Annotated in this window: 26 protein-coding genes; 19 read left to right on the forward strand and 7 right to left on the reverse strand. The window is 39.6% G+C overall.

The features are described 5' to 3' along the window. The first annotated feature begins 36 nt into the window (after positions 1-36). From ispH to rplS, 12 genes are all read left to right on the forward strand, one after another. Positions 37-987 (forward strand): 4-hydroxy-3-methylbut-2-enyl diphosphate reductase, encoded by a 951-nt coding sequence (ispH, locus tag ACINWC141_RS13500; protein WP_003653781.1) that lies wholly within the window; start codon positions 37-39, stop codon positions 985-987. A gap of 171 nt (positions 988-1,158) precedes the next feature. Next, positions 1,159-1,632 carry a pilus assembly FimT family protein gene (locus ACINWC141_RS13505; RefSeq protein WP_009392010.1) on the forward strand — a complete coding sequence of 158 codons (474 nt, stop codon included), beginning with the start codon at positions 1,159-1,161 and terminating at the stop codon, positions 1,630-1,632. Further along, positions 1,626-2,186 carry a type IV pilus modification protein PilV gene (pilV, locus tag ACINWC141_RS13510; protein ID WP_081400150.1) on the forward strand — a complete coding sequence of 187 codons (561 nt, stop codon included), beginning with the start codon at positions 1,626-1,628 and terminating at the stop codon, positions 2,184-2,186. The genes ACINWC141_RS13505 and pilV overlap by 7 nt, the downstream gene beginning before the upstream one ends. Continuing rightward, positions 2,186-3,187: a PilW family protein gene (locus ACINWC141_RS13515; protein WP_009391987.1), complete on the forward strand. Its 1,002-nt coding sequence runs from the start codon at positions 2,186-2,188 to the stop codon at positions 3,185-3,187. The genes pilV and ACINWC141_RS13515 overlap by 1 nt, the downstream gene beginning before the upstream one ends. After that, entirely contained in the window at positions 3,184-3,993 is an 810-nt protein-coding gene (locus ACINWC141_RS13520) for a PilX N-terminal domain-containing pilus assembly protein (RefSeq protein WP_009392061.1), read from the forward strand. Before ACINWC141_RS13515 ends, ACINWC141_RS13520 begins: the two co-directional genes overlap by 4 nt. Positions 3,994-4,004: 11 nt before the next feature. Continuing rightward, complete coding sequence (locus tag ACINWC141_RS13525; RefSeq protein ID WP_009392020.1) at positions 4,005-7,859, forward strand: PilC/PilY family type IV pilus protein; 3,855 nt, start codon at positions 4,005-4,007, stop codon at positions 7,857-7,859. Between the two features lie 12 nt (positions 7,860-7,871). Next, entirely contained in the window at positions 7,872-8,354 is a 483-nt protein-coding gene (locus tag ACINWC141_RS13530; protein WP_009391932.1) for a type IV pilin protein, read from the forward strand. Continuing rightward, entirely contained in the window at positions 8,351-8,776 is a 426-nt protein-coding gene (locus ACINWC141_RS13535) for a type IV pilin protein (RefSeq protein WP_009392044.1), read from the forward strand. Before ACINWC141_RS13530 ends, ACINWC141_RS13535 begins: the two co-directional genes overlap by 4 nt. A 147-nt stretch (positions 8,777-8,923) precedes the next feature. Continuing rightward, positions 8,924-9,175, forward strand: coding sequence for a 30S ribosomal protein S16 (gene rpsP / locus ACINWC141_RS13540; RefSeq protein WP_000260334.1), 252 nt, complete (start codon positions 8,924-8,926; stop codon positions 9,173-9,175). Between the two features lie 20 nt (positions 9,176-9,195). Then, the gene (gene rimM / locus ACINWC141_RS13545) at positions 9,196-9,744 is read left to right on the forward strand and encodes a ribosome maturation factor RimM (protein ID WP_009392005.1); all 549 of its coding nucleotides are present in this window, start codon (positions 9,196-9,198) and stop codon (positions 9,742-9,744) included. Positions 9,745-9,786: 42 nt separating this feature from the next. After that, positions 9,787-10,542, forward strand: a complete 756-nt coding sequence (gene trmD / locus ACINWC141_RS13550; RefSeq protein ID WP_009392015.1) for a tRNA (guanosine(37)-N1)-methyltransferase TrmD — start codon at positions 9,787-9,789, stop codon at positions 10,540-10,542. A 218-nt stretch (positions 10,543-10,760) separates the two neighbouring features. Continuing rightward, positions 10,761-11,129 carry a 50S ribosomal protein L19 gene (rplS, locus tag ACINWC141_RS13555; protein ID WP_009391971.1) on the forward strand — a complete coding sequence of 123 codons (369 nt, stop codon included), beginning with the start codon at positions 10,761-10,763 and terminating at the stop codon, positions 11,127-11,129. 51 nt (positions 11,130-11,180) lie between these two features. Here the strand turns inward: rplS and ACINWC141_RS13560 are convergent, their stop codons facing one another. Next, positions 11,181-12,122: a lipase family alpha/beta hydrolase gene (locus tag ACINWC141_RS13560; RefSeq protein WP_081400156.1), complete on the reverse strand. Its 942-nt coding sequence runs from the start codon at positions 12,120-12,122 to the stop codon at positions 11,181-11,183. A 115-nt stretch (positions 12,123-12,237) separates the two neighbouring features. Continuing rightward, positions 12,238-13,269 (reverse strand): lipase secretion chaperone, encoded by a 1,032-nt coding sequence (locus tag ACINWC141_RS13565; RefSeq protein ID WP_009392058.1) that lies wholly within the window; start codon positions 13,267-13,269, stop codon positions 12,238-12,240. Between the two features lie 153 nt (positions 13,270-13,422). On the opposite strand from ACINWC141_RS13565, the gene truB reads away from it, so the two are divergent. The 3 genes from truB (at position 13,423) to ACINWC141_RS13580 (ending at position 15,779) form a co-directional block, all read left to right on the forward strand. Next, positions 13,423-14,328: a tRNA pseudouridine(55) synthase TruB gene (truB, locus tag ACINWC141_RS13570; protein ID WP_009392064.1), complete on the forward strand. Its 906-nt coding sequence runs from the start codon at positions 13,423-13,425 to the stop codon at positions 14,326-14,328. 19 nt (positions 14,329-14,347) lie between these two features. Next, on the forward strand, positions 14,348-15,124 hold the full coding sequence (locus ACINWC141_RS13575; RefSeq protein WP_005301047.1) for a sulfite exporter TauE/SafE family protein: 777 nt from the start codon (positions 14,348-14,350) through the stop codon (positions 15,122-15,124). 211 nt (positions 15,125-15,335) lie between these two features. Next, complete coding sequence (locus ACINWC141_RS13580) at positions 15,336-15,779, forward strand: hemerythrin domain-containing protein (protein ID WP_003653765.1); 444 nt, start codon at positions 15,336-15,338, stop codon at positions 15,777-15,779. A 7-nt stretch (positions 15,780-15,786) separates the two neighbouring features. Here ACINWC141_RS13580 and ACINWC141_RS13585 read toward each other — a convergent pair whose 3' ends face one another. The 3 genes from ACINWC141_RS13585 to serA all read right to left on the reverse strand — a co-directional run bounded on the left by ACINWC141_RS13585 (position 15,787) and on the right by serA (position 18,958). Then, positions 15,787-16,650 carry an EamA family transporter gene (locus ACINWC141_RS13585; protein ID WP_034678645.1) on the reverse strand — a complete coding sequence of 288 codons (864 nt, stop codon included), beginning with the start codon at positions 16,648-16,650 and terminating at the stop codon, positions 15,787-15,789. A 92-nt stretch (positions 16,651-16,742) separates the two neighbouring features. Continuing rightward, on the reverse strand, positions 16,743-17,627 hold the full coding sequence (locus ACINWC141_RS13590) for an EamA family transporter (RefSeq protein ID WP_009391941.1): 885 nt from the start codon (positions 17,625-17,627) through the stop codon (positions 16,743-16,745). A gap of 98 nt (positions 17,628-17,725) precedes the next feature. Next, a complete protein-coding gene (serA, locus tag ACINWC141_RS13595; RefSeq protein ID WP_004789759.1) occupies positions 17,726-18,958 on the reverse strand; it encodes a phosphoglycerate dehydrogenase in 1,233 nt (410 codons plus the stop codon). A gap of 380 nt (positions 18,959-19,338) precedes the next feature. On the opposite strand from serA, the gene ACINWC141_RS13600 reads away from it, so the two are divergent. Together ACINWC141_RS13600 and ACINWC141_RS13605 are read left to right on the forward strand one after the other, a co-directional pair. After that, positions 19,339-20,748, forward strand: coding sequence for a D-2-hydroxyglutarate dehydrogenase (locus ACINWC141_RS13600; RefSeq protein WP_009392035.1), 1,410 nt, complete (start codon positions 19,339-19,341; stop codon positions 20,746-20,748). A 94-nt stretch (positions 20,749-20,842) separates the two neighbouring features. Continuing rightward, positions 20,843-21,211, forward strand: coding sequence for a hypothetical protein (locus ACINWC141_RS13605; RefSeq protein ID WP_009392048.1), 369 nt, complete (start codon positions 20,843-20,845; stop codon positions 21,209-21,211). Positions 21,212-21,258: 47 nt separating this feature from the next. On the opposite strand, the gene ACINWC141_RS13610 is transcribed toward ACINWC141_RS13605, so the two are convergent. Together ACINWC141_RS13610 and ACINWC141_RS13615 are read right to left on the reverse strand one after the other, a co-directional pair. After that, complete coding sequence (locus ACINWC141_RS13610) at positions 21,259-21,573, reverse strand: putative quinol monooxygenase (RefSeq protein ID WP_009392038.1); 315 nt, start codon at positions 21,571-21,573, stop codon at positions 21,259-21,261. A gap of 13 nt (positions 21,574-21,586) precedes the next feature. Next, positions 21,587-22,174, reverse strand: a complete 588-nt coding sequence (locus ACINWC141_RS13615) for an NAD(P)H-dependent oxidoreductase (protein WP_034678647.1) — start codon at positions 22,172-22,174, stop codon at positions 21,587-21,589. 242 nt (positions 22,175-22,416) lie between these two features. Between ACINWC141_RS13615 and ACINWC141_RS13620 the strand changes: the two genes are divergently transcribed. Beyond that, the gene (locus tag ACINWC141_RS13620; protein WP_009392065.1) at positions 22,417-22,782 is read left to right on the forward strand and encodes a hypothetical protein; all 366 of its coding nucleotides are present in this window, start codon (positions 22,417-22,419) and stop codon (positions 22,780-22,782) included. Between the two features lie 361 nt (positions 22,783-23,143). After that, positions 23,144-24,373 carry a chloramphenicol efflux MFS transporter CraA gene (gene craA, locus ACINWC141_RS13625; RefSeq protein ID WP_009391960.1) on the forward strand — a complete coding sequence of 410 codons (1,230 nt, stop codon included), beginning with the start codon at positions 23,144-23,146 and terminating at the stop codon, positions 24,371-24,373. The last annotated feature ends 3 nt before the right edge of the window (positions 24,374-24,376 follow it).

A 24,376-nucleotide genomic window follows, 5' to 3' on the forward strand; every position in this document is an offset into this window, starting at 1 on the left:
GAGAAATTCCCCTGTTTTATTAATTTTGAGGCTGTTATGGAAATTGTGTTAGCTAATCCGCGTGGTTTTTGTGCCGGTGTTGATCGAGCCATAGCAATCGTCAATCGGGCTTTAGAATGTTTTAATCCTCCTATTTATGTACGTCATGAAGTTGTACACAACAAATTTGTTGTAGATGACTTACGTCAAAGAGGGGCGGTTTTTGTTGATGAGCTAGATCAGGTTCCGGATGACTCAATTGTAATTTTTAGTGCTCACGGTGTTTCAAAAGCAGTTCAGCAAGAAGCTGAGCGTCGAGGCTTAAAAGTGTTTGATGCAACTTGTCCTTTGGTTACTAAAGTTCATATTGAAGTCACTAAATATGCGCGAGAAGGTACAGAAGCCATTTTAATCGGTCATGAAGGACACCCTGAAGTTGAAGGAACAATGGGTCAATATGACAAATTGAAAGGTGGTGACATTTATCTGGTTGAAGATGAGGCTGATGTTGCTGCACTTGCAGTAAGACATCCTGAAAAACTTGCATTTGTGACCCAAACAACTCTATCTATTGATGATACGGCTAAAGTTATTGATGCTTTGCGTGCAAAATTTCCTCATATTCAGGGGCCGCGTAAAGATGATATTTGCTATGCAACTCAAAACAGACAAGATGCTGTACGTGACTTGGCGGAACAGTGTGATGTGGTATTGGTCGTAGGTTCACCTAACTCATCAAATTCAAATCGTTTACGTGAGCTTGCAGAGCGTATGGGCAAAGCTGCTTACCTTGTAGATAATGCTGATCAGTTAGAACAGTCATGGTTCAATGACACTTGCAAAATTGGTGTAACAGCGGGTGCTTCAGCACCGGAAATTCTAATTAAGCAAGTGATTCAACGTTTACAAGACTGGGGCGCGCAAGCACCTAAAGAATTAGATGGACGTGAAGAGAACATAACCTTTAGCCTTCCTAAAGAATTACGCATTCACGTGACTCAAGCATAAAGTGTGACTTATTTAACATACTGATTTTAAAATAGTTAAACAGATAATTGTTGATGTGACGATTATCTGTTTTTTTATACCCTTTATCTGCTTTGTATTTGTTTTGTAAATCTAAGCCGTAAAATTTAAATAATAAATAAAAAATTCTTAAGTTTATTTGGGGTTCTGGGGATGAGGGGAGTTATTCCGCAAGAAGGGTTCACCTTAGTTGAGCTTATGGTGACGATTGCGGTCATGGCTATTATTGCAATGATGGCTGCGCCGTCTATGTCGAATTTATTAGAACGCAAACGACTAGATGAAAATCAACGAGACTTAATCAATATTTTGTCGGAGTCGAAGAGCCAAGCCATACTTGGTCGTCAAGATGTATCCATTAATCTGAATTCAATAGCCTCAAATACACCAACTTCTTTCAATTGGAAAGCTGCTTCCAATAACACTCTTGAGCTCAAAAATATAGCTGCTGATGGTACGCAGAGTTCATTAACAGCGACGACTTTAACTTTTAATGCGAATGGGGTGAGCACCAATATCACCCAAGATACGCTTTTATCTATTTGTAATTCAAAAATAAATAAAAAGAAAATTCTTATTTTAACAAAGCTTGGCACATTAATTTTTAAAGCTGAGGAGACATGTTAATGCAGAGCTCTAAGCAAAAAGCTCAAGCTGGGGTTGGTTTATTAGAAGTGTTGGTCGCTTTAATTTTACTTGCAATAGGAATTTTAGGATATGTTGCTTTGCAAGTTCGGGCTATGGATGCTTCTTCAGAAGCATTAAGTAAATCTCAAGCTATTATGATTATGAGAGGATTAGCAGAAAATATTCGCATAAATAGTTCTCAAGCTAATCAATATCCTGCATTTGTCCGTAGTTATAGCAATTATTCATCTACTACCACAGCTCCGACATTATGTTTTAACGCTATATGTACACCTTCTCAACTTGCCCAATTTGACGCCTATCAAGCTGCAAGAAATGCAGATCAACTCGGCATGAAAATCACGATGTCAAATTGTCCAGGGGTTACAAGCACAATGGCCCAGCAGAGGCAGTGTCTATTTGTTTTTTGGGGGAAAACCTCTCCAGTAATTACAACAAATGGGGGTACCACTAGTGCGGATGTGTCGAGCTGTATGAGTACGAATGGCGTTTATACCAATAATTCGAATTGTTTAATGATGGAGGCATATTAATGACTCACTCATTTGTATCGTGGAAGCAACAAGGCTTTACATTAATTGAGCTTATGGTTGCATTGGCTTTAGGCCTAATTTTAGTAGCTGCGGCGACTCAATTGTTTATTGGCGGACTTCTATCAAGTCGTCTACAAAAAGCAAATGCTGAAATACAAGATAGCGGTATTTTTGGTTTGGAATATATCGCACGTGATATACGCCTTCTAAATTATGGAAATGTAACCAACCCGATTTTAACTGATACAACCCCTTGGGGCGGTGTTGTATTAACAGGCTCAACTGCAACCAATAATGATAGTGTCAATTTCGTCTCTAATGTTGGAACAAATACCTATATTGCTGACACATTATTAAGTCGTGGTGCAGGGGATACGGTAAGTACCGTTAGTAATCACTGGAAAGGCCTTTCAAATATACAGAATAGTTCAAACGCTACTGTGCAAAGTGATCAGCTGACGATTCAATTTATTGCTCCTACTAATATGACCAATTGCGAAGGTGTGAATGTACTTGCAGGGGATTTAATTGTAGAGCGTTATTTTTTACGTCTGGATAGTAATGGTAGTTCCCAGCAAGATTATGCACTTGCATGTGATGCAAATACACCCTCTGGTGTTGCCACAGCTCAGCCTGCCAGTATTGCTGGGTTAGGGGATGCTGGCCAAATCGTATTACCGCGAATTGATCATTTTCATGTTCTATTTGGTGCAAAAAATGCGGCTGGCAATTTTGCTTATTATACGATTCCCCAATATCGGGCTGCCGCACAGGCTGCTCGAGATGCCACACCATCTGTAATGGCACCGCGGATTCTTTCAATACAAATATCCGTATTAGCCCGTTCTACTAACAATGCCCAAAACAAAGCAATAGATCCCGCACAGTCTTTTCTTATGTTAGATCAAACCGTGCATGCTTCTGACAATACAACTCGTTTCTTACGCCGCGTTTATAACGTAACAATTGCTTTGCGTAATGCGATGGGAGAAAGTCTATGACCCATTTAATTCATATAAGTAAACCTAAAGAAAAAGGGGCAACCCTTATTGTTGTGCTTATTATTTTGTTGGTTGTTATTTCTGTAGGTGTGTTAGCAATAAGAGTGGCTATTGTTTCTTTAAAAGTTGCTACGAATAGCCAAGTCAGTCAATTAAATTTTCAATCATCTGACACACCTTTAGAACTCATTGTGCAGATGAATCCTAACACTCTGACTAATATTACTAATGTGATTGGTGCTGCGCTCAAAGAGCATGAAAGTAACCCAGGCGCAGAATATAACTTTTGTTATAAGCCTATTTCTACATCAACAAATTTTGCTCAGACAAGAGGTGCAAGTTTACTTCGGGCAGGAAGCGCTAATAATGCAGTTGTTGAAGATGGTGGGGTAGCAGGTTTTTGTGACTTAACAAGTGACTATGGAAGTAATCGCCAAGCAGTAGTTACCCAAGTCGCTGTAAGTATTCCAACAGATGCTGCAAGCGATATTCCAGGTTCAAATTTACCGAGGGGAACAAATACCTCTGAAGGGACACAATTACCTAAAAGCATGCTGTCTACGCAACGTATTCGAGTGATTACAACTGCTTTTTTGCCAGCCTACGCTTCTACCTCTATCGAAACTTTACAAAGTGATTGCTTAAGTACGAGTTCAGCAAAAATTAGTGACAATTTTGATACCGCGTTAACGGCTAAACAAACACTAGCGGAGTGTTTGGCAAATCATAACGTGCCTTTTAGTGCTCAAGTTCAAGAATTTAACTATACCAATAAGCTCACTCAAATTGCGGCACCAGGTTCATAATGGGGAATATCGTGAAACTAAAATTGAAGAATTTTAAACCAAATAATTTATGGTATGCCATTTGTTCGAGTTCGGTTGCTTTTACATGGCTGGTAACAAGCTCCGTCGCGCAGGCGAGTGATTTACAAATCTATGCATCACCTACAGCAGGAAAAAAAACCATTGTGATGATGTTAGATACTTCGGGAAGTATGACATCTAATAGTTATAACGAAAATCGTTTGGCTATGCTTAAAAATGGTATGAATGCTTTTTTAGCTAGCAATAATCCTGTTCTAAATGATACCCGTGTGGGTTTAGGGAATTTCTCTGCAAATGGTGATAGTCGAAGTGGACAAATTTTGGTGGCCGCTGCTCCTTTAGGGGATGCAAGTACTTTAAATACGGTAGGTTCTCAGCGTTATAAATTAAAACAGGCTGTTGCAAATTTAACTGCTGGTGGATCAACGCCCTCAGCACATGCTTATGCGGAAGCTGCGGCTTACTTGATGGGTACAACGACCTATTCAGAAACAAATTATCTTATTCGAAAAGATAGTTATATAAAACGTGTTCGGAAATTTGATAATAGAACAGAATACTCATATTGTACGAATTATCGCGATTCACAGATTGATACGGCAAATTTATGGCAGCCCTGTCGCTCTAGTAGCTATTGGAGTAACTGGTCGACATCTAATCCAGGTGTAAATACGGCAATTGCTTATGATACTTCCTCTGATTCAACCTATTCTTATACTTATTACTACACCACTTTTAACTATGCGATAGCAAACGCAGATAGCGGAACTCCAAAATCAAAAACAAATGATACGACAAGCAATCCGAATATTGTTTTAGATAGAAATGCTTCTAACTTAAATGCCATTTACCAATCTCCTTTGCCGGCAGTGGCCAATCGTCAAAGCTGTGACGGGCAGGGTATTTACTTTTTATCAGATGGTGAGCCGAACAATACAACAAATACACGTTCGGCAACCGTGATGTCGACTGCTTTAGGTAGTACTTTTGGAGCTGATTTTAATTGTTCTGGAGGTTTATCTAACACTACAGCAGACTCTGGTTGGGCCTGTATGGGGGAGTTTGCAAAACGACTATTTGATAAAACAAAGAATCCTGCCGGAGTTTCTATTCAAACAGCATTTGTTGGTTTTGGTAGTGACTTTTCTAGTTTAAGTTCTTCTGATGTAAAAAATGCCTGTCGTTTGAGTTCGAGAACCCAATTCGACCGTGGGGGGGATGATCTATGTTCGCCAAATCAAGCTACAAATGCGGTAACAACACCTGGCTATGGGAATGGTGGTTTTTTTTCAACTCAAAGTGCTCAGGGGGTAACAGATAGTGTAGTTGCATTTATTGGTAATTTGAATAAAGTTCCTTTACAACCACTAACCACAGGTGCTATCTCAGTTCCTTATGATGCACTGAATCCTAAAAATTTACAGGAATATGGTTATTTACGTGCTTTAGAGCCCAATCCTGCCAACCCATATTTAACGTGGCGTGGCAATTTAAAAAAATATCATGTTGTTTTATCGGGAACAAATGCGGGCGCTTTTGAAGCTAACACTGGTGGGTTGGTTTACAACGCAACTGGGGCATTTAGAACGGGTACGAAAGATTATTGGAATAGCTCGAATTACAATGACGGAGGTAAAGTCTTTTTAGGTGGCTCATATTCGAACGTACCTTTACCGATTGCGGGACAATCAGAAGTAGTGGATAGCGTAGGAAATATCACTAAATATTACTATGCAGTACAAAATAAAATCCGGAACTTATTTACCGATGTTTCTGCTGTTGCAGCAGATGGTAGTCTCACCAAAATATCGACTACTGGCACTAATTTATTAAAGATCCCAGCTGCTCCGGCCACTGGAGCTAATCCTTTTGATAGCGCAAGTAATACAGCAAGCTATGTATTAGGAAAATTTGATGCCTCAACTGGACAAGATATTTTAAAAACTTTCCCTATTAGCTTGAAATTAAAAATATTAAATTATCTAGGTTACTCAACTGATATTAGCGCTACGACTTTACCTTCGTCATTAGTTACATCGAATGAACCCTATTTATCGATGGGTGGTAGTATTCATTCTTTACCAGTACAGCTTACCTATAATGGAACATTAGATGAGAGTGGGAATTTAACATCTGCGCGTGAACAATCCATTCTCTATGGAACGATGGAAGGTGGTCTGCATATTGTGGATGCCTCAACTGGTGTAGAACAAATGGCTTTCGTCCCTGCTGATATATTAAATGATCCAGTCGCTTCAAAAGCTTTAGTTGTTGGGCAAAGTGATGCTACAGCTCCTGCTCACGGTATGGATGGGGCTTGGGTATCTGACCCTGCATATAGTATTACTACAACGGGAAGCGGTAGCTCAGCAGTATCAAAAGTAACTGCAAAGCAAATGAATATTTATGGCGGTATGCGAATGGGGGGAAGCAGTTATTATGGTTTAAATATCTTAAATCCTGCTTCACCTAAGCTCCTCTTTAGAGTAGGTGCAGATCAAACTGATTATAGTCGTATGGGGCAGAGTTGGTCTAAACCTGTACTTGCAAATATTCGTTATAACGGAGTTATTAAACGGGTCATGATTGTTGGTGGTGGCTACGACCAGTGTTATGAAAACCCCACTATTACCTTGAGTAATTCTTGCTTTACGAATGGAAAAGCAAAAGGAAACGCTGTTTATATTATTGATGCTAAAACTGGGGAGCGCTTATGGTGGACTAGTGATACAGGCTCTAATATAGATAACTCTAATATGAAGCACAGTATTGTTAGTCGCATTAGTACTTTAGATCGAGATGCTGATGGTTTGGTAGACCATTTATATTTTGGCGATTTAGGGGGACAAGTTTTCCGTATCGATCTTAATAATAATCAGACAAAAACAAATTCGACTTATAGCAGTTTCGGTGTTCGAGTTGTTCGATTAGCGAATTTGGCAACGAATGATTCAACTTACGATAGCTCAAACGATTATACCGCTGGGAATGCGCCGCGTTTTTATGAACCGCCCACAGTGACAATTCACGATTATGGAATCCGCACTTTTATTACTGTAGGCATTGCTTCAGGGGACCGCAGTACTCCGTTAGATGTTTACCCCCTTACAGGCCGTGAGGGAATGTCACCTAGCACGGCATTAAGCGGAAGACCTGTAAACAACGTCTATGGAATTATTGATAAAGACTTTATCAAAAAGAATTTAATGTCTTTAACGGATAGCCAGCTTGAAACGAAAGATATTACTCGATCAACGCTTCGAAAAAATCCACAAATTTTAAGATCTGGAGAAACACGAGTAGCCCAGATTTTCTTTCCAAACACTGGGACGGGACAAGGTGGTTGGTATCGCTCACTTTCTAGTATGAGCGATGGCACAGAGAAAGCTAATAATAGTTTTCGTATTAAAGGTGGGCTAAAAGCTTTTGAAGAGCCTATGGCCGTTACGGGGACTTTAATTGTGCCTGTTTATGATCCGCAGGGAACAGGTATTGTAGCGGCAGACCCATGTTTACCACGTGTAGTCGGTGAAACAGACCAGCAGACTTACTGCCTACCATTTGGCGCCTGTCTTAATTCTGATGGATCAATTGATCAGAATAAAGAGAATGGTAATGGATTTAAAACACAAACTGGTAGTAACTGCCCAGCAGGGGCCTCTGAATGTAATACAAACGTCATAGGTGCAGGTATTCGTAGCGTAACATTTGTACCAACGGAGGATAACCCACCTGCGACAAATAGTTGTGGGAAATTAAAGCTGTCTGGTAATGAGCAAGGGACTGGACAGTGGCAATGTACGAGTCATTTAGTTCCTACGCGTTGGTATGAACGTTATCGCTAGAAGGGATGACTTATGAATAAGTACTACATTTTACGGTTCAATCAGGGTTTTACCTTGATTGAGCTCATGGTTGTCATTGTGATTGTCGCTATTTTTGCTGCGATTGCTATCCCTTCATATCAAAGTTATAGCCGCAGAGCGACTGCCTCTGCTGCCAAAGGTGAAATTTTAAAATTGGCGGAACAATTAGAACGACATAAATCCAAGAACTTTACTTATAGAGGATTTACGACCACATCTGTAACGTTGCCACGGGGTGGTTATACGATTGAAATTAGCGATGATACGACGGCACAAAATTTATTGACGAATGGCGCTGCCAATGGGCAGACATGGGTCATTAAAGCGACAACTACAGATTCAAAAAACTTCAATTTTATTGCTAAGAATTCAGGCTTACGTTGCCAAAGTTTAACAGTTACTGCTGTTGATAATGACTGTGGCGGAACAGCCACTTGCAATGTATGTGAAACAAACAGTGAGAATTGGCAATGAAGAATGGTTTTACCTTAATAGAACTCATGATTGTAGTAGCGATAATTGCGATTTTAGCAGCTATAGCTACCCCTTCATATTTGCAATATTTACGTAAAGGACATCGTGCAGCTGTTCAATCTGAAATGATGAATATTGCCCAAACATTAGAATCAGAAAAAATGGTTCACAATCGTTACCCATCAAATGCGACCATTACTTCGATTTATGGCTCAAATGTAAGTCCTCAACAAGGCCAAGCCTTATATAACTTAGCTTTTGCTAGCATAACTGATTCAAGCTGGGTGTTAACTGCTACGCCTATTCCTACTACTTCTCAAGCTGGGGATGGGATCATTTGTCTTAATGATCAAGGGCAAAAATTTTGGGCAAAAGGGGCAACGAATTGTGCGTTATCTGCCACATCAAATTGGCTACAGTAATTTTAAATTCAAAACTGCGGATAACTCAAAAAATAATCTTTCTTTCAGGGCGAAAATCACGTAGAATGTCGCCCTCTATGAAAGGGGTTTGAAGTGTTGCCGATGGTCGGCGCAGGGATAATCCGTAAGAATTATAAGGCTTTTATCATGGTTGTTATTCGTTTAGCACGTGGCGGCGCAAAAAAACGTCCATTCTATCAAATCGTTGTGACTGACAGCCGCAATGCACGTGATGGTCGTTTCATCGAGCGTATTGGTTTCTTTAACCCGACTGCACAAGGTCAAGCAGAAAAACTTCGTTTAGATGCAGACCGTTTTGCTCACTGGGTTTCACAAGGTGCTCAACCTTCTGAACGTGTTGCTTCTTTAGCTGCTCAAGCTAAAAAAGCTACTGCATAATTTTTTGTAGTAGGTAACCCATGACATCAACACAGAATGTTCCAGAAGATCGTATTCAGATTGGACAGTTACGTTCAGCTTATGGATTGAATGGGTGGCTCTGGGTGTATTCAAATACAGAACCTATGAGCAACATGTTTGACTATCTGCCTTGGTACATTGAGACCAAGGCTGGTTGGCAAACAATAGATGTAAAACGTTGGAAACCACATGGCAAAGGCTTGGTTGTTGCTTTGAAAGGTGTGAGTGATCGCACTGGAGCAGAAAACTTGGTTGGCGCTAATATCTGGATTGCTAAGTCTCAACTGCCAAAAGCAGATGTAGATGAGTACTACTGGTCAGATTTAAAAGGCTTAACAGTGTTTGGCCTAGACGATGAAGAGCAGGAAGTAAACTTAGGTAAAATTCATGAGTTGTTTGAAACTGGAGCTAATGATGTGATGGTGGTACATGCGACCCCAGACAGCATTGATTCAGAAGAACGCATGATTCCTTGGCATAAAGATGTAGTACAACGTGTTGATCTTGAAGCTGGTCGTATTTACGTCAATTGGGGCGTAGATTATTAATCCTTTTAGGATTAATACAGCAGGAAAATAGAGGAGTCTGTGATGTTTTTTGCAGTCATTACGCTTTTTCCTGAAATGTTTGAAGCGATTACAGCCTACGGCATCAGCGGACGTGCGGCAAAACGGGATATTGTACAAGTCACTTGTATTAATCCTCGTGATTTTGCTGAGGGTAACTACAGAAGAGTGGATGAACGTCCATTTGGTGGTGGCCCAGGTATGGTGATGATGGCTGAGCCTTTGGCGAAAGCAATTGCACATGCCAAACAGCTTGCCTCACAAGCAGGACATGTTCATGTTCCTGTGGTGTATATGTCTCCACAAGGCAAAACCTTAAATGAGCAGGCAGTACAGCAGTTTGTAGATTACGACGGCTTAATTGTACTGTGTGGACGTTATGAGGGAGTGGATGAACGTTTGATCCAGCATTATGTTGATCAGGAATGGTCAATTGGTGATTATGTTTTATCTGGTGGTGAATTGCCCGCTATGGTGTTACTTGACAGTATTATTCGCCGTTTGCCGAATGTAATGTCAGATGAACAGTCAGCAGTACAAGATTCTTTTGTTGATGGTCTTTTAGATTGTCCACAATATACAAAGCCAGACCATTTTGAGGGGCTGGATGTGCCAGACGTTTTAAAATCTGGACATCATGGCAATATCGAAAAATGGCGCTTTTTGCAGCGGTATCAACGAACTTTAGAACGTCGACCAGAGTTGGCCGAAAAAGTAGAGTTGAATAAGCAGCAAAAAAAATGGCTAAAAGATGCACAAGGGAATGGTGGTAATTCTTAACCACTATTCTTAGGAACGAAAGTTCTGCAACAAGACGAGAAGCAATGCTTCGAGTTAAAGCATGATTCTATTTAATGAATAGTTTTATGTATATTCTAAGGCTCTTTATAGACATATTGTCGTAAAGGGAAAGATAAACGGGTGATATGCGCTTTAGCCTCTATCCCCAGCGGAACCTCAGACCTCTTCTGACTCCGCACATATTGGAGATTCCCACAATGAGTGGTAAACATCCTTTAGTTCAAGCTGTTGAAAATGCACAGTTAAAAACTGATATCCCTGCTTTTGCTCCTGGTGACACTGTTATTGTCCAAGTTAAAGTAAAAGAAGGTGAGCGTGAGCGTCTTCAGGCATTTGAAGGTGTTGTAATCGCGAAGAAAAACCGTGGTTTAAACTCTGCATTCACAGTTCGTAAAATTTCTAGCGGTGTTGGTGTTGAGCGTGTATTCCAAACTCACTCACCAGTTGTTGCTAAAATCGAAGTGAAACGTCGTGGTGACGTTCGTCGTGCTAAACTTTACTACCTCCGTGACTTGTCTGGTAAAGCTGCACGTATTCGTGAAAAATTACCAGCTCGTAAAGCGTAAGCTTATAGCGAGTAAAAAAATGCGCCAATTGGCGCATTTTTTGTTTAAAAATTATAGTCCTTGGAGCTTCAAACGGTTTGCGTGTTGACGGTAAACCGAAACTGGATCTGAGGCAAAAATAGAGCGTATCCCCAGTACTTGGTTCACTTCATCTAAATGATTCCAGTTGTAATCATCACGAATTGTTTTACCAAATTTGGCGCTACATCGGGAAACAAGCCCATCATTATCACCAAATGGATCAACCACTAAACTACTGCCAGTAAGGGCAATATCAAATGGGTCTAATGGATTGGTTAGTGCTTTATTTCCTGAGAAAGAGTACATATAAATGCCTTTCTCTTGATATGTCCCCTCGCCACAAGAAGTGGTTGGTAGACCCATAGGGAATTGAGCATTAAATTGAGCTGAGCCTTGAGTTGATAAGCTATGAGCAGCTGCTAAAGAGTCATGCGGATAGCTTGTTGGATCTAGGCCTCCTGCCCAAGTAATAGCTGCTGAAAACCAGTTTACTAACGTTGCCAGTCCAGACAGAGGGGTACCCTCAACGTTCAGGATGACATCTGCCATTGGTGATCCCTTATGAGGTGCACCAATCGTGGTGAGTGACGCTACTTTTTCTGGCATGACACCTGCTACATAGCGAATTGTCGGGCCCCCATGGCTATGACCGATTAAGTTGACCTTAGGTTTCCCTGTAATGGCAATAATTTCTTCTACTTGCTGGGCAAGTTGTTCTCCACGCACTTCTGTAGAGTTAAAAGGTGACACTCTTGTAGCCCAGACATTTCCTCCATTACGAGCAAGATCCAGAAGGATTTGATACCAGTAATCGAGACCAAGCGTATCTGTTCCAATTCTGTTAAAACCCGCCATACCGTGATTAAAAACCATTGGGTATTTGGTTTGTGCGTAAGATGAATAGACGAACGAGCTTTTAACTTGTTCAGCATTTGTAGCATGGGCCACTGAAATACTCAGTCCTGAGAGCATTGCAGTGCAGAAAAACATTAACTTCCTTTTCATTTTTTACTCACTATTTTTATTTTGTATGAAAAGCAGCTTCTTACTGCTAGTGAATGTTTAGCCTATTCCTAAAAGAAAAGGCTTAATAATTAAATGGCAGTTCACCTCCCTGATCATGGACCGTTTCAAAAGTTCGAAGTCTTAGTTGTTCTTGTGATGAGTTAAATTGTTGTTGGCGTAACTGCTGAATAGCTTGATTTTTGGTGCTATCACTCATATTGCTTTTAATAATTTCATCTCGACTATCGAGGTAACTGGTGACTCTTTGCTGCCAAGCACTACGCTGGCTATCTAACGTTTCTAATCTTTGAGTCGCCTCGGCTCCAACAAGTGCTGTACGCATTTGTCGAAGTTCTTCTGCTGAACCATGACGAGCTTTAATTTGTTTGGTCAGCGTATGTAAATCATCAAGTTTAGAGAGTTCTTGTAGATTTTGTTGCCAGTCTTCTGGAAGTTCTTCAAAACGCTCTTTAAGCTTTTCTGCTTTTTCAATTTCGCTTAAAGAAGAGTCCTCAAGTATTTGCATACGATCAAGCGTATAGTTCTGATAGATATCTTCAGTAGAGAAAAGTCCTTCAATTTCAGAAGCAGAAAAGAAGCGTTTTCTTATATCTTGAATTGAATTAAAAATCTTTTGAAAATAATTTTTATCTTGTTGTTTTGCTGAAGGTGGCTGGATTTGGGCAAGCTGTTCACGATATTTTAAATAACGGGTCCATAAGTCCATAATTTGTGAGCGAGCTGGCTCTAAATATTGGCCCTGAATAAATTTCCCAAAGTGATTTTTGATTTGTTCTAAATCATTTTCCCCATATTGGGTAATAAAATATTCAAAACAGTCGCGGGTTTGACTATTTACGACCAAATGTTGAGAACTATCAATTTTTAACTGGCAGTTAACTTCTGTATCTTGCTGACTTTTACTATGATACGCATCTTCGTTTAGCGATGAATGATTTGTCTGAGGAGCTGATACTAAATTTTGAGCTTTATTTTCATTGATATGAGCTGAGGTATTTTTTGAGTCAGGACTTAGCCAATATACACATGCAATGAGACTCAAAATAAAAAATCCGAGCACACACCACAATACCTTCTTCTGCATTCCTTGCATAAAGATATCTTCCTTAAGTTTTAATTTGTTGTTTTTTTACTCGATCATTAATGTGCCATAAAATAAGTGAAAAGGCATCTAAATATTATGAAAATATCTTGCCGAATTTGCTAACATGTCGGCACTTTTTTCTAGCTTTGTGTTCCAGTAAAAATGACGACAAAAAATCAAAAAATTTCTCGTCGCCATATCAGTGGTGTATTTCTATTAAATAAACCATTAGGCTTAAGTTCAAATGCGGCTTTGCAAAAAGTGCGTTGGTTATATCGCGCCCAAAAAGCAGGTCATACTGGAGCTTTAGATCCATTGGCGACAGGTTTACTCCCGATTTGTTTGGGAGAAGCTACCAAGTTCTCACATTATTTGCTGGACTCAACAAAGCGCTATCAAACCACCGTTCGATTGGGACAAACCACAACAACAGGTGATGTGGAAGGGGAGATTCTACAAGAACGCTCTGTTCCTGTTCTCAACCAAGAGCTTATTGAACAAACCTTAGAAAAATTTAGAGGTGATATTCAACAAGTTCCGCCGATGTACTCGGCTTTGAAAAAAGAAGGCAGACCGTTATATGAGCTTGCCCGAAAAGGTATTGAAATTGAGCGTGAAGCACGCCCAGTCACCATTTATGCTTTAGAGTTAATCGAATTTACCGAAAATAGTATCACTCTAGATGTAACCTGTTCTAAAGGAACATACATCCGTGTATTAGGTGAAGATATTGGTGAAGCACTTGGTTGTGGTGGGCATTTAACGATGCTAAACCGAACTCAAACAGGACATTTTGAGCTTATTCCGAGTTATACCATTGAATATCTGGAAAGCTTAACAGAAGAGCAAAGAGAAGCTTTGCTGCTTCCAGTTTATGCTCCAGTTGATCATTTCTTAAAAATTCAGGTGCCTGAAGGGCGTGAAAAATATTTTTGCAACGGTTTAGAAAGCAATATTGAGCATTCTGCAGAAGCAGAAGTTTTGGTTTTTTCGGCTGAGCGCTGTTTAGGCTTAGCTGAGATTACCGATAAAAAACGGTTGGTACCGAAACGTATCTTAAATTTGTAGTAGATGTAGAGTATAGAGCATGGGCATGGAATGGGATGTTATCCTTAGTTTGATCTTTTTTGCGTTTACTGCGGGAGCCATCGATGCTGCTGTTGGCGGTGGTGGACTCATCCAGATTCCTGGGATCATGAGCACTTTTCCCAACATGTCGACTGCTACGGTAATTGGTACCAATAAAGTCTCATCTATTTTTGGTACGGCGTCGGCGGCTTATACATTTGCTAAAAAAGTAAAGTTGCAATGGAAACTATTAGCGGTTATTGCTATTTGTGCTTTGATTAGCTCTTTTGCTGGCGCAGCTTGTTTATCACTTATACCTCAATCTGTATTGCGTCCTTTCGTGTTCGTGATGTTGATTGTGATTGCAGTTTATACGCTAGTTAAAAAGAACTTCGGACAGGTTCATACTGAGCAAAAAATTACCAATAAGATGCTAATTTTAGCGGCTATTGGTAGTTTAGCGATCGGTTTTTATGACGGTATTTTTGGGCCGGGTACAGGTAGTTTCTTTATCTTCTTCTTTATTCGTTTTTTACAAGTTGATTTCTTGCATGCTTCAGCGTTGTCAAAAATCGGTAACTTTATGACGAACTTAGCCGCGCTGAGTTTCCTCATTCCAACTGGTCACGCTATTTTGCATATTGGTTTAATGATGGCTGTTGCAAACGTGCTTGGTTCTGTTGTTGGGGTACGTACCGCGCTTAAATACGGTAGTGGTTTTGTCCGTATTATCTTTTTAATTTTAGTGAGTATTCTGATTTGCCGTTTGGGCTATCAAATGTTTGTTACGGGTTAAATAAAATTGAAAGTATGAACTGTCCCTAAAATGCAGTTCATACTTTTATGTATCATTTAAAGCTAGAAGTATAAAAATCATTACAGAAGTTTACTAGAAATAAAACTGTGTAAAAAATAGTCTCATTTTAAGCTACTTAGACAATATAAATTTCAACGTATGATAATCCTTGAAATAAAAAAGATTTTTTAGCTAAAAAATGAGGAAGAGAATGAATATTTTCGAAGCATTAAGAGAAAGCCACGAAAATCAACGCAACCTTTCTGAACAACTCGTTCAGACACATGGTTTAACCGAAGAAAGAAAAGAATTATTTGATGCATTAAAAAATGAACTGTATGCGCATTCTGTTGCTGAAGACCGTTATTTATATATCCCTTTAATGTTTGATGATGTCGGTTTAGATATTACAAGACATGCTTTATCTGAGCATCATGAAATGGATGAGTTGGTCGAGCAGCTCGAAAAAACGGATATGAGTAGCCCAAGCTGGTTAGCAACCGCCAAACAGTTGAGTGAAAAAGTCCATCACCATTTAAAAGAAGAAGAGCATAAGTTTTTCCAACAGGCGGGAAAAATTCTTAAAGATAGTGAAAAAGAAACGCTCGGTAATAAATATTTAAAGGAATATAAAAAGTATAAAAAACAGCAATAGTATTTAACTACGCTACTTTTTTAGTACTTCTTAAAGTAACACCTATAGAGGCGAGCATTACGCAAGCTAAAGCTACCCATTGCAGCATGCTGATTTCTTCGTGAAGTAATAAGAAACCCGTTAATGCTGCTAATGCTGGTGCTAAACTCGACAAGGTGCCGTAAGTTAATTTAGTGAGTTGTTTGAGCGCCATCAAATCAAGTGCATATGGTATAGCGGTTGCTAAAACCGCAATAATTAAAGCTTTACCCCAGTACTCGGTCTCAAGTAATGCAGGAGCATTATGCCAGATCCCGATTGGTAATAAGGTTAGTGCGGATAATCCAATTCCGATAGTTAACGCATGCATCCCGATATTTTGGGTCACGACTTTTTGACCAAAATAAATATAAAATGCCCAGCAAAGCCCCGCGCCTAGTGCACAGGCAGCGCCCACATATGAAAAGTGATGTTGGGTTGGATCTTGCCAAGGAACCATGAGTGCAATACCTAAAATCGCAAGTGCCACCCAAATGTAGTCACTCTTTTGTTTAATGGAAAGTAGAGCAAGTCCTAACGGGCCAATAAACTCTAAACCCACTGCAATTCCTTGAGGTAACTTTCCAAGCGACGTATAAAATAAAATATTCATGAGGCCTAGAGACGCGCAATACATCAATAAATCACGCCATTTTAAATGAGGTAAGCGTGACCAGATTTTCCATGAGCGGAACATGATAGCGACAATAAACGTTGCAAAGCTCAGCCTTAAAATTGTAACGGTGAGAGGATCTAATGTTGCAATGAGCTGCTTAGCAAATGAAGCACTAATTTGATATGAAACCATCGACAGAATCATATATAGCACAGCAATAATGGGAAGATTCTGCATGGAAATACCGTAGAGCCTCATCTAATATTATTTAAAACTAACAATGGTCAATTATAGCGAATGCCACGTTTTAACTCGCAGTTTTAGCCGATTTAACTTACTGTTTTTTCACGTTCTAGCCGTGCTTTTTGGGTGGTTATGGTACAACCGACCGAAGCTGCAATAATTGTTGCGAGTGCCAGCCATTGATTCCATAACAAATATTCACCTAAAAAGATAAAACCAGAAAGTGCGGCAACCGCAGGTTCTAGGCTCATCAATGTCCCGAAACTTAAAGGTGTTAAATTACGTAGTGCTAGCATTTCTAAAGAGAATGGTAATGCGCTGGCTAAAATTGCTAAACCAATAAAATAAAAAATATAGGGGAACTCTATCACTTGCCCTATTGAGCCTGAGAAAAAAGTAATGGGTAATAGTATGCATGCGCCCACACTCATTCCTAAACACACGGTGTGGTTCCCTGATATACCTGAAGGTTTCTGTCCAGCGATAATATAAAGTGCCCAACATGCACCAGCACTAACTGCAAATAATACTCCGATCCAATCAAGACTATGAGCCTGATTGAAAGGAAAAAGTAAAATGAGGCCAACAATCGCTAAACTGACCCAAATGAAGTCATATTTTTGGCGTGCGTGATATAAGGCTACACTTAAGGGTCCAATAAATTCAAAAGCAACTGCAATACCAATCGGTAATCGCTCAATTGACAGATAAAAAAGTGCGTTCATTCCTGCAAGAGCAAAGCCATACGCTAAAATAGCTTTCCAACGGACCTGACTAAAATTAATTCGCCAAATTCTAAAAATAAAGGCAAGAATAATTGCACCTAAGCATAAGCGCATTGCTGAAACGGTAAGGGTAGGAAAGCTCTGGAACAGAAATTTAGCCAAGGATGCACTACTTTGAACGCTTAACATGGCAAGAATGAGAAAGCCCAAAGCGTGTAGCTGAGTTCTTTGGCTTGAAATGGACATTTTATTATTAGATCGATTGGTATACTTTTCACATGATAATGTAAATACCCATAAAAAAGCCACAGACAATGCTGTGGCTTTTAAATTTACAGTTCGTATTAGAACAATACGCGCACGCGAATTGTACCTTCAACTTCATGCAACATATCTAAAGCTTCATGAGAAGCAGAAGCGTCAACGTCCATTACGAGGTAACCGATGTCACCTTTAGTCATAAGCGATTGACCAGAAATGTTGATACCTTGTTCAGCAAACAAGTTGTTGATTTTAGACAATACGCCCGGTACGTTTTTGTGGATGTGCAATAAACGATGTTGGCCAGCAGTCAATGGTAACGCGATTTCTGGGAAGTTCACGGCAGAAAGCGTCATACCCTTGTCAGAGTAAGCAACAAATTTCTCTGCAACTTCTAAACCGATGTTTGCTTGCGCTTCCATGGTTGAACCACCAACGTGAGGAGTCAAAATCACATTGTCTAAACCACGTAGTGGAGAAACAAACTCCTCACCATTTGCTTTTGGTTCTTTAGGGAATACGTCAACTGCTGCACCAGCAATATGACCAGACTTGATTGCATCTGCTAAATCTTCAATAACTACACATGTACCACGTGCAGCATTTAGGAAGATTGCGCCTTCTTTCATTTTTGCAAATTGTGCTTTAGTGAAGAAGTTGCGTGTAGATGGAACATCAGGCACATGTAATGTAACGACATCAGCAGTCGCTAAAAGTTCGTCTAATGAACCCACTTGGCGAGCATTACCCATTGGTAATTTAGTCACTGCATCATAATAAATAACATGCATACCTAAGCTTTCAGCAAGAACAGAAAGCTGAGAACCGATGGAACCGTAACCTACAATACCTAAAGTTTTCCCACGAGTTTCGAAAGAACCGACAGCAGACTTATCCCAACCACCACGATGACAAGCCGCCGATTTTTCAGGAACACGGCGAAGAAGAAGAATCGTTTCAGCAAGTACAAGCTCTGCTACCGAACGCGTATTTGAATACGGTGCGTTAAATACAGGAATACCACGTGCCATTGCTGCTTTAAGATCAACTTGGTTTGTTCCGATACAGAAACAGCCTACAGCGATCAATTTATTTGCAGCTTCGAAAACTTCTTCAGTCAATTGGGTACGCGAACGAATACCAATAAAGTGAGCATCTTTAACAGCTTCTTTTAGCGCTTCGCCTTCAAGAGCAGTTTTGCGATAGTCAATATTGGTGTAACCCGCAGCGTTTAGAGTATCGACTGCGTTTTGGTGAACGCCTTCTAACAAAAGGAAACGGATTTTATCTTTAGGTAGTGAAAGATGTTGGCTCATTACGGCTCCGCTACAAAGGCCAAATTTGGTGGCGGTATAATAACATACTGGGCGGTGCTATAGATATTTCGTTTGCGCCCTCGTCTTATGGCAATTTTATCTATGGCTAATCACTTCTGTTTATGGCTTGTCGATCTTTTGAAAATATGCTTGTCATATAACTTCTGAAAGATTGTTATTTGGCGGCTTTATAAAACGCTATTTATGAACGTTAAACATGTTTTGTAGTGACAGTATCTCTATTCTGAACTTTATCGCTTGAGCTGTTGCATGTAGAATATAGCTGTTCCTTGAACATTATGGCTTTGCTCAGGTGAAAACCTTGAGAAATATGAGGTCATAGTCCCACCACAGTTTACTTCTTGCTAGGTCTGCAAACGATGAATGCTCCAGTCGCTTTAACACCTGAGTTACTTACCCAATTAACAGCAATCGTCGGTGAAAACCGTATTAAAACCGATGCTGATAGTCTCGAAAACTGGGGTAAAGATCATACCAAGCATTTTAATCCGAACCCATCGGTCATCGTTTTTCCATCGACTACTGAGCAAGTACAAGCTGTTGTGAAGCTTGCGAACCAGTTTAATATTGCGATTACACCATCAGGTGGTCGTACTGGTCTCTCTGCTGGTGCTGTAGCAACCAATGGTGAAATTGTCATTAGCATGGACAAAATGAACCAGATTCTTGAGTTCTTCCCGGCAGACCGTATGGTGCGTGTTCAAGCTGGTGTTGTGACTGAACAATTGCAAAATTATGCAGAAGAACAAGGGATGTATTATCCGGTTGACTTCGCGTCAGCGGGTTCTAGCCAGATTGGCGGTAATATCGGAACCAATGCTGGTGGTATTAAAGTCATTAAATATGGCATGACACGTAACTGGGTACTTGGTTTAACCGTTGTTACTGGTAAAGGTGATATTTTACGTTTAAACAAAGGCATGGTTAAAAATGCAACTGGTTATGCATTACAGCATTTGTTTATTGGTGGTGAAGGTACATTAGGTTTGGTGACTGAAGCAGAAATTAAACTTGAGCGTCAACCACAAAACTTACAAGTTTTAGTTTTAGGTGTTCCTGATTTTGATGCAGTAATGCCTGTACTACATGCTTTCCAAAAAGATATTGATTTAACTGCGTTTGAGTTCTTTGGTGAACTTGCAATGCAAAAAGTTTTAAACAATGGTCATGTACAACGTCCATTTGAAACTGAATGTCCATTCTATGTATTGCTTGAGTTTGAAGCACCGTATGAGCCGATTATCGATAAAGCGATGGAGATTTTTGAGCATTGTATGGAGCAGGGTTGGGTACTTGATGGCGTAATGAGCCAGAGCCTTGACCAAGTCGAAAGTTTATGGCGTTTACGCGAAGATATCTCTGAATCAATCGCGCCGTTCACTCCATATAAAAACGATATTTCAGTATTAATTACTCACGTACCTGCATTTATTCGCGAGATTGATGCCATTGTTCAAGAGAACTATCCTGATTTTGAAATTTGCTGGTTCGGTCATATTGGTGACGGTAACTTGCACTTAAATATTTTAAAACCTGAAAACTTAACTAAAGATGAGTTCTTTGCGAAATGTCAGGTCGTCAATAAATATGTGTTCGATACCGTTAAAAAATACGACGGTTCAATCTCTGCTGAACATGGTGTAGGCATGACGAAAAAACCATATTTGGAATATTCACGTTCAGCTGAAGAAATTGAATATATGAAGGCATTGAAGTTGACGTTTGACCCGAACGGGATTATGAACCCAGGCAAATTATTTGATCTGTAACAGAGCAGCAATCTTTAGAACTACATAGTTTCTACAGAGTAACCAGCAAAGGCATAGCATGATAAAGCTATGCCTTTTGTTTTTGGTGATAAAAATGCAACGTTTATTTTTAATTTCAGCGCTCTGTGCTGGACTTTTCACTGGGTGTGCAACGACCAGTAAATTAATTCCTTTTGTGGGCTCCGAAACCCCAATGCAACAAGTACTTAAAGCTCAACCTGAGATTGTAAAAGAGCACAATAACACCTCAGTTCAGCAAGTGTTTAACCGAGTAGAATCTCCAACTGTTTCCCGTATTGTTGTCATTCAAACCGGTTTAATGGATGATTCCGTCTCTGCCACTCGAACAGAATATGCATTTAAATTAGTCGATGAAAAATGGCAATTACAAAATAAGCAAAAAAGCTATCAGTGTGCGAGAGGGAAAGGCTCTAGAGGATTCCAAACACAGCTTTGCTCATAAAAACAAAAAAAAGACGATAAATATATCGTCTTTTTTTATGGGCTAAATTATACGCCGCTTTCTAAAATTTTAATTTTGACATCAATTACATCATCTTTAACTGCTGCATGATGGGCTTGCATATGAGGTGTAGCCAAATGTGCTTCAAGATGGGCAACGCTTGCCCATTTTTCTAACATCACAATTGTGTCAGGTTCTTGAGTCTGAAAGCTCGCATTTGATTTGTGATCAACCAAAGGCTCATAGCCATGGCAACCATCTTCTGCTAAAACCGTTGGAATAATTTTTTGAAAAGCATCCAGTACGTTTTGACGATGCTGTCCAGCTGATTTGGTGCGAATTTCTGCAATAATGGTTAGCATGGATTTCTCCTTATTAAGCTGCTGCAAATACACTATTTAAGTGTGCTTTATATTCTTCAACATAACTATCAACGTCAGGCATTTTAATCACGTCATTAACAATAAAAGTCGGTAATGTACTCATACCTAAAAATTGATTTGCTTTATGAAATGGTAAATAAACACCATCTACACCCACGCCATGGAAAAATTGATCTGCATCTTCAAATGCTTCCATTGGTGCATTCCAAGTCAATGACAGCATATATTTTTTGCCATGAATTAAACCACCTGAACCATATTTTTTTGATGCATCAGAACGGCTACGACCATCATTTGCATAAAGTGAACCGTGGCCTACAGTAAATACATCATCAATATATTTTTTTACAGTCCAAGGGGCACCCATCCACCAACCTGGCATTTGGTAAATAACGACATCTGCCCATAAGAATTTTTCAACTTCATTTTCTGCATCGTAATCGCTATCTGCGCGAGTCACTTGAACGTCATGGCCAAGTTCCTTGAGATGGGTGGTTGCGAGCGTGGTTAATGTGTCATTTAATTCACCATTTGAATGTGCAAATTGTTTGGCACCATTAATCACTAAAATCTTACTCATGGGAGTCACTCTAATTAAATTCCTAAATTTGATGTGTACTCTACGGGATTTACTCTTGTTGAAAAATGCATGAATTGGAAAAATATTGTTGACTAAAAGTCAGTAATATTGGCTTGCTAGCTCACACTGAGTTAGGTGCTTTGAAGAAGAGCTTTATATTTATAAACACGGTTACAATGTTGAACGGAATAAATTGTTTGTAGACTTTAGCATTAAATTTGGGTAAATCGGAGATATCACGTATGAGAAAAATGAGTTTGCTGATTGCTTTTAGCCTAGCAGCACTAACGGCTTGTACACCAGCTAAAAATTCTTCTGCTCAACTTGCTGATAGCCCGATCCAAGCAGTATTACTTGATCAACCCGATCTTTTAAATGCTGCAAACAATTTGGATATTTCACAGCAAATGAATGCTGCCGATGATCCCTCTAATGCTCAAGTCACTATTTTACAGACAGAGCCTAGCGATGATGCAATAACAAAAGTCCGTACAGAATATTTATTAAAGCGAGACCAGCAAGTCTGGAAAATTGTGAATAAAAAGCAAAGCTATCAATGTACAAAAGGAGAGGAAACCTCAGACTTTCAAGTTAACCCTTGCCCTTGATGCTTAATTTTTTATCGAATATGTGGATAACTTTGAGTTTGTACACAACAGAAATTTGTAGGTTTCTTAGAGCAAAAAACTGAAATTTGAGATTCTTGAAATTGCATGATTGATGAGCAATTTAAAAAGTGCTATTGTTGCGCTCGGCAATTGTGCCAATTGGTAAGAATTACCGAATCTCACATCATATTTTTCTTTTCTTAAACACCTTGTGAATACGGTGTTTCACATTCTAAACATGCACTCTCACGGCATATAAAAACTTATCTAAAGATTGATTGACCATACTGTCATCATGACTACATCCTATTTAATATGTAGTCATAGAGACATATGGCCGCTATTTTGAAGTGTCCAACTCATGAAAAATATTCAAACGGCAACGTTGAACCGTACAACGTTGATGTTTCCTTTGGCCTTAGTGCTATTTGAATTTGCGGTTTATATTGGTAATGACCTTATTCAGCCAGCGATGTTGGCAATTACTGAAGATTTTGGTGTAAGTGCTACTTGGGCACCGTCTTCAATGTCATTTTATTTATTAGGCGGTGCTACGGTTGCATGGTTACTTGGGCCGTTGTCGGATCGTCTCGGACGTAAAAAAGTATTGTTAGCAGGGGTTTTATTCTTTGCTCTATGCTGCTTTTTAATTTTACTAACGCGGCAAATAGAACAATTTCTAGCATTAAGATTTTTGCAGGGAATTGGTTTAACTGTAATCTCCGCAGTGGGTTATGCTGCCATTCAAGAGAGCTTTGCTGAGCGTGATGCTATTAAAGTTATGGCACTCATGGCAAATATTTCTCTGCTTGCGCCCTTGCTCGGACCTGTACTTGGCGCTTTCTTAATTGATTATGTGTCTTGGCATTGGGGATTTGTAGGCATCGCCGTATTAGCTTTACTGAGTTGGATAGGTTTGAAAAAACAAATGCCAAGCCAGCAGGCCAGTGTAACTCGGCAACCTTTTAGTTATCTTTTTGATGATTTTAAAAAGGTGTTCACTAACCGCCGGTTTTTAGGTTTAAGTCTCGCCTTACCGTTAGTGGGCATGCCTTTAATGCTGTGGATTGCTTTATCTCCAATCATTTTGGTAGATGAGTTAAAGCTGACCAGTGTGCAATATGGCTTGGCTCAATTTCCAGTATTTCTAGGTTTGATTGTAGGCAACATCGTTTTAATTAAAATTATTGACCGTCTCGCTTTAGGTAAAACCATCCTGATTGGTTTACCGATTATGCTCCTCGGTACAGTTATTTTAATATTAGGTGTAGTTTGGCAAACTTATTTAATTCCTTGTTTGCTTACAGGCATGACGCTCATCTGTTTTGGTGAAGGAATTAGCTTTTCAGTCTTATATCGCTTTGCACTCATGTCATCTGAGGTATCAAAAGGAACGGTTGCCGCAGCAGTTTCGATGTTACTGATGATGAGCTTCTTTGCAATGATTGAACTTGTACGTTATCTCTACACGCAATTTCATTTATGGGCCTTTGTCTTATCTGCATTTACCTTTATTGCTCTTTGGTTTACTCAACCACGAAGTGCTTTAAAGCAGGAAATGCAAGAAAGAAAGCTCGAAGGAAATGACTAAATT

Origin of the sequence: Acinetobacter sp. WC-141, assembly GCF_000313935.1 — a bacterium.
In the GTDB taxonomy this organism is placed as follows: domain Bacteria; phylum Pseudomonadota; class Gammaproteobacteria; order Pseudomonadales; family Moraxellaceae; genus Acinetobacter.

Bases quoted from the DNA above. Each gene is read 5' to 3' on its own strand.
- ispH (WP_003653781.1), top strand. From the start codon at position 37: ATGGAAATTGTGTTAGCTAATCCGCGTGGTTTTTGTGCCGGTGTTGAT.
- ACINWC141_RS13615 (WP_034678647.1), bottom strand. From the start codon at position 22,174: ATGAGTAAGATTTTAGTGATTAATGGTGCCAAACAATTTGCACATTCA.
- ACINWC141_RS13605 (WP_009392048.1), top strand. From the start codon at position 20,843: ATGCAACGTTTATTTTTAATTTCAGCGCTCTGTGCTGGACTTTTCACT.
- ACINWC141_RS13535 (WP_009392044.1), top strand. From the start codon at position 8,351: ATGAAGAATGGTTTTACCTTAATAGAACTCATGATTGTAGTAGCGATA.
- ACINWC141_RS13505 (WP_009392010.1), top strand. From the start codon at position 1,159: ATGAGGGGAGTTATTCCGCAAGAAGGGTTCACCTTAGTTGAGCTTATG.
- rpsP (WP_000260334.1), top strand. From the start codon at position 8,924: ATGGTTGTTATTCGTTTAGCACGTGGCGGCGCAAAAAAACGTCCATTC.
- rplS (WP_009391971.1), top strand. From the start codon at position 10,761: ATGAGTGGTAAACATCCTTTAGTTCAAGCTGTTGAAAATGCACAGTTA.
- craA (WP_009391960.1), top strand. From the start codon at position 23,144: ATGAAAAATATTCAAACGGCAACGTTGAACCGTACAACGTTGATGTTT.
- serA (WP_004789759.1), bottom strand. From the start codon at position 18,958: ATGAGCCAACATCTTTCACTACCTAAAGATAAAATCCGTTTCCTTTTG.
- ACINWC141_RS13515 (WP_009391987.1), top strand. From the start codon at position 2,186: ATGACTCACTCATTTGTATCGTGGAAGCAACAAGGCTTTACATTAATT.
- ACINWC141_RS13560 (WP_081400156.1), bottom strand. From the start codon at position 12,122: ATGCTCTCAGGACTGAGTATTTCAGTGGCCCATGCTACAAATGCTGAA.
- ACINWC141_RS13575 (WP_005301047.1), top strand. From the start codon at position 14,348: ATGGGCATGGAATGGGATGTTATCCTTAGTTTGATCTTTTTTGCGTTT.
- pilV (WP_081400150.1), top strand. From the start codon at position 1,626: ATGTTAATGCAGAGCTCTAAGCAAAAAGCTCAAGCTGGGGTTGGTTTA.
- ACINWC141_RS13520 (WP_009392061.1), top strand. From the start codon at position 3,184: ATGACCCATTTAATTCATATAAGTAAACCTAAAGAAAAAGGGGCAACC.
- ACINWC141_RS13580 (WP_003653765.1), top strand. From the start codon at position 15,336: ATGAATATTTTCGAAGCATTAAGAGAAAGCCACGAAAATCAACGCAAC.
- ACINWC141_RS13530 (WP_009391932.1), top strand. From the start codon at position 7,872: ATGAATAAGTACTACATTTTACGGTTCAATCAGGGTTTTACCTTGATT.
- ACINWC141_RS13610 (WP_009392038.1), bottom strand. From the start codon at position 21,573: ATGCTAACCATTATTGCAGAAATTCGCACCAAATCAGCTGGACAGCAT.
- rimM (WP_009392005.1), top strand. From the start codon at position 9,196: ATGACATCAACACAGAATGTTCCAGAAGATCGTATTCAGATTGGACAG.
- trmD (WP_009392015.1), top strand. From the start codon at position 9,787: ATGTTTTTTGCAGTCATTACGCTTTTTCCTGAAATGTTTGAAGCGATT.
- ACINWC141_RS13620 (WP_009392065.1), top strand. From the start codon at position 22,417: ATGAGAAAAATGAGTTTGCTGATTGCTTTTAGCCTAGCAGCACTAACG.
- ACINWC141_RS13600 (WP_009392035.1), top strand. From the start codon at position 19,339: ATGAATGCTCCAGTCGCTTTAACACCTGAGTTACTTACCCAATTAACA.
- truB (WP_009392064.1), top strand. From the start codon at position 13,423: ATGACGACAAAAAATCAAAAAATTTCTCGTCGCCATATCAGTGGTGTA.
- ACINWC141_RS13585 (WP_034678645.1), bottom strand. From the start codon at position 16,650: ATGCAGAATCTTCCCATTATTGCTGTGCTATATATGATTCTGTCGATG.
- ACINWC141_RS13590 (WP_009391941.1), bottom strand. From the start codon at position 17,627: ATGTCCATTTCAAGCCAAAGAACTCAGCTACACGCTTTGGGCTTTCTC.
- ACINWC141_RS13565 (WP_009392058.1), bottom strand. From the start codon at position 13,269: ATGCAAGGAATGCAGAAGAAGGTATTGTGGTGTGTGCTCGGATTTTTT.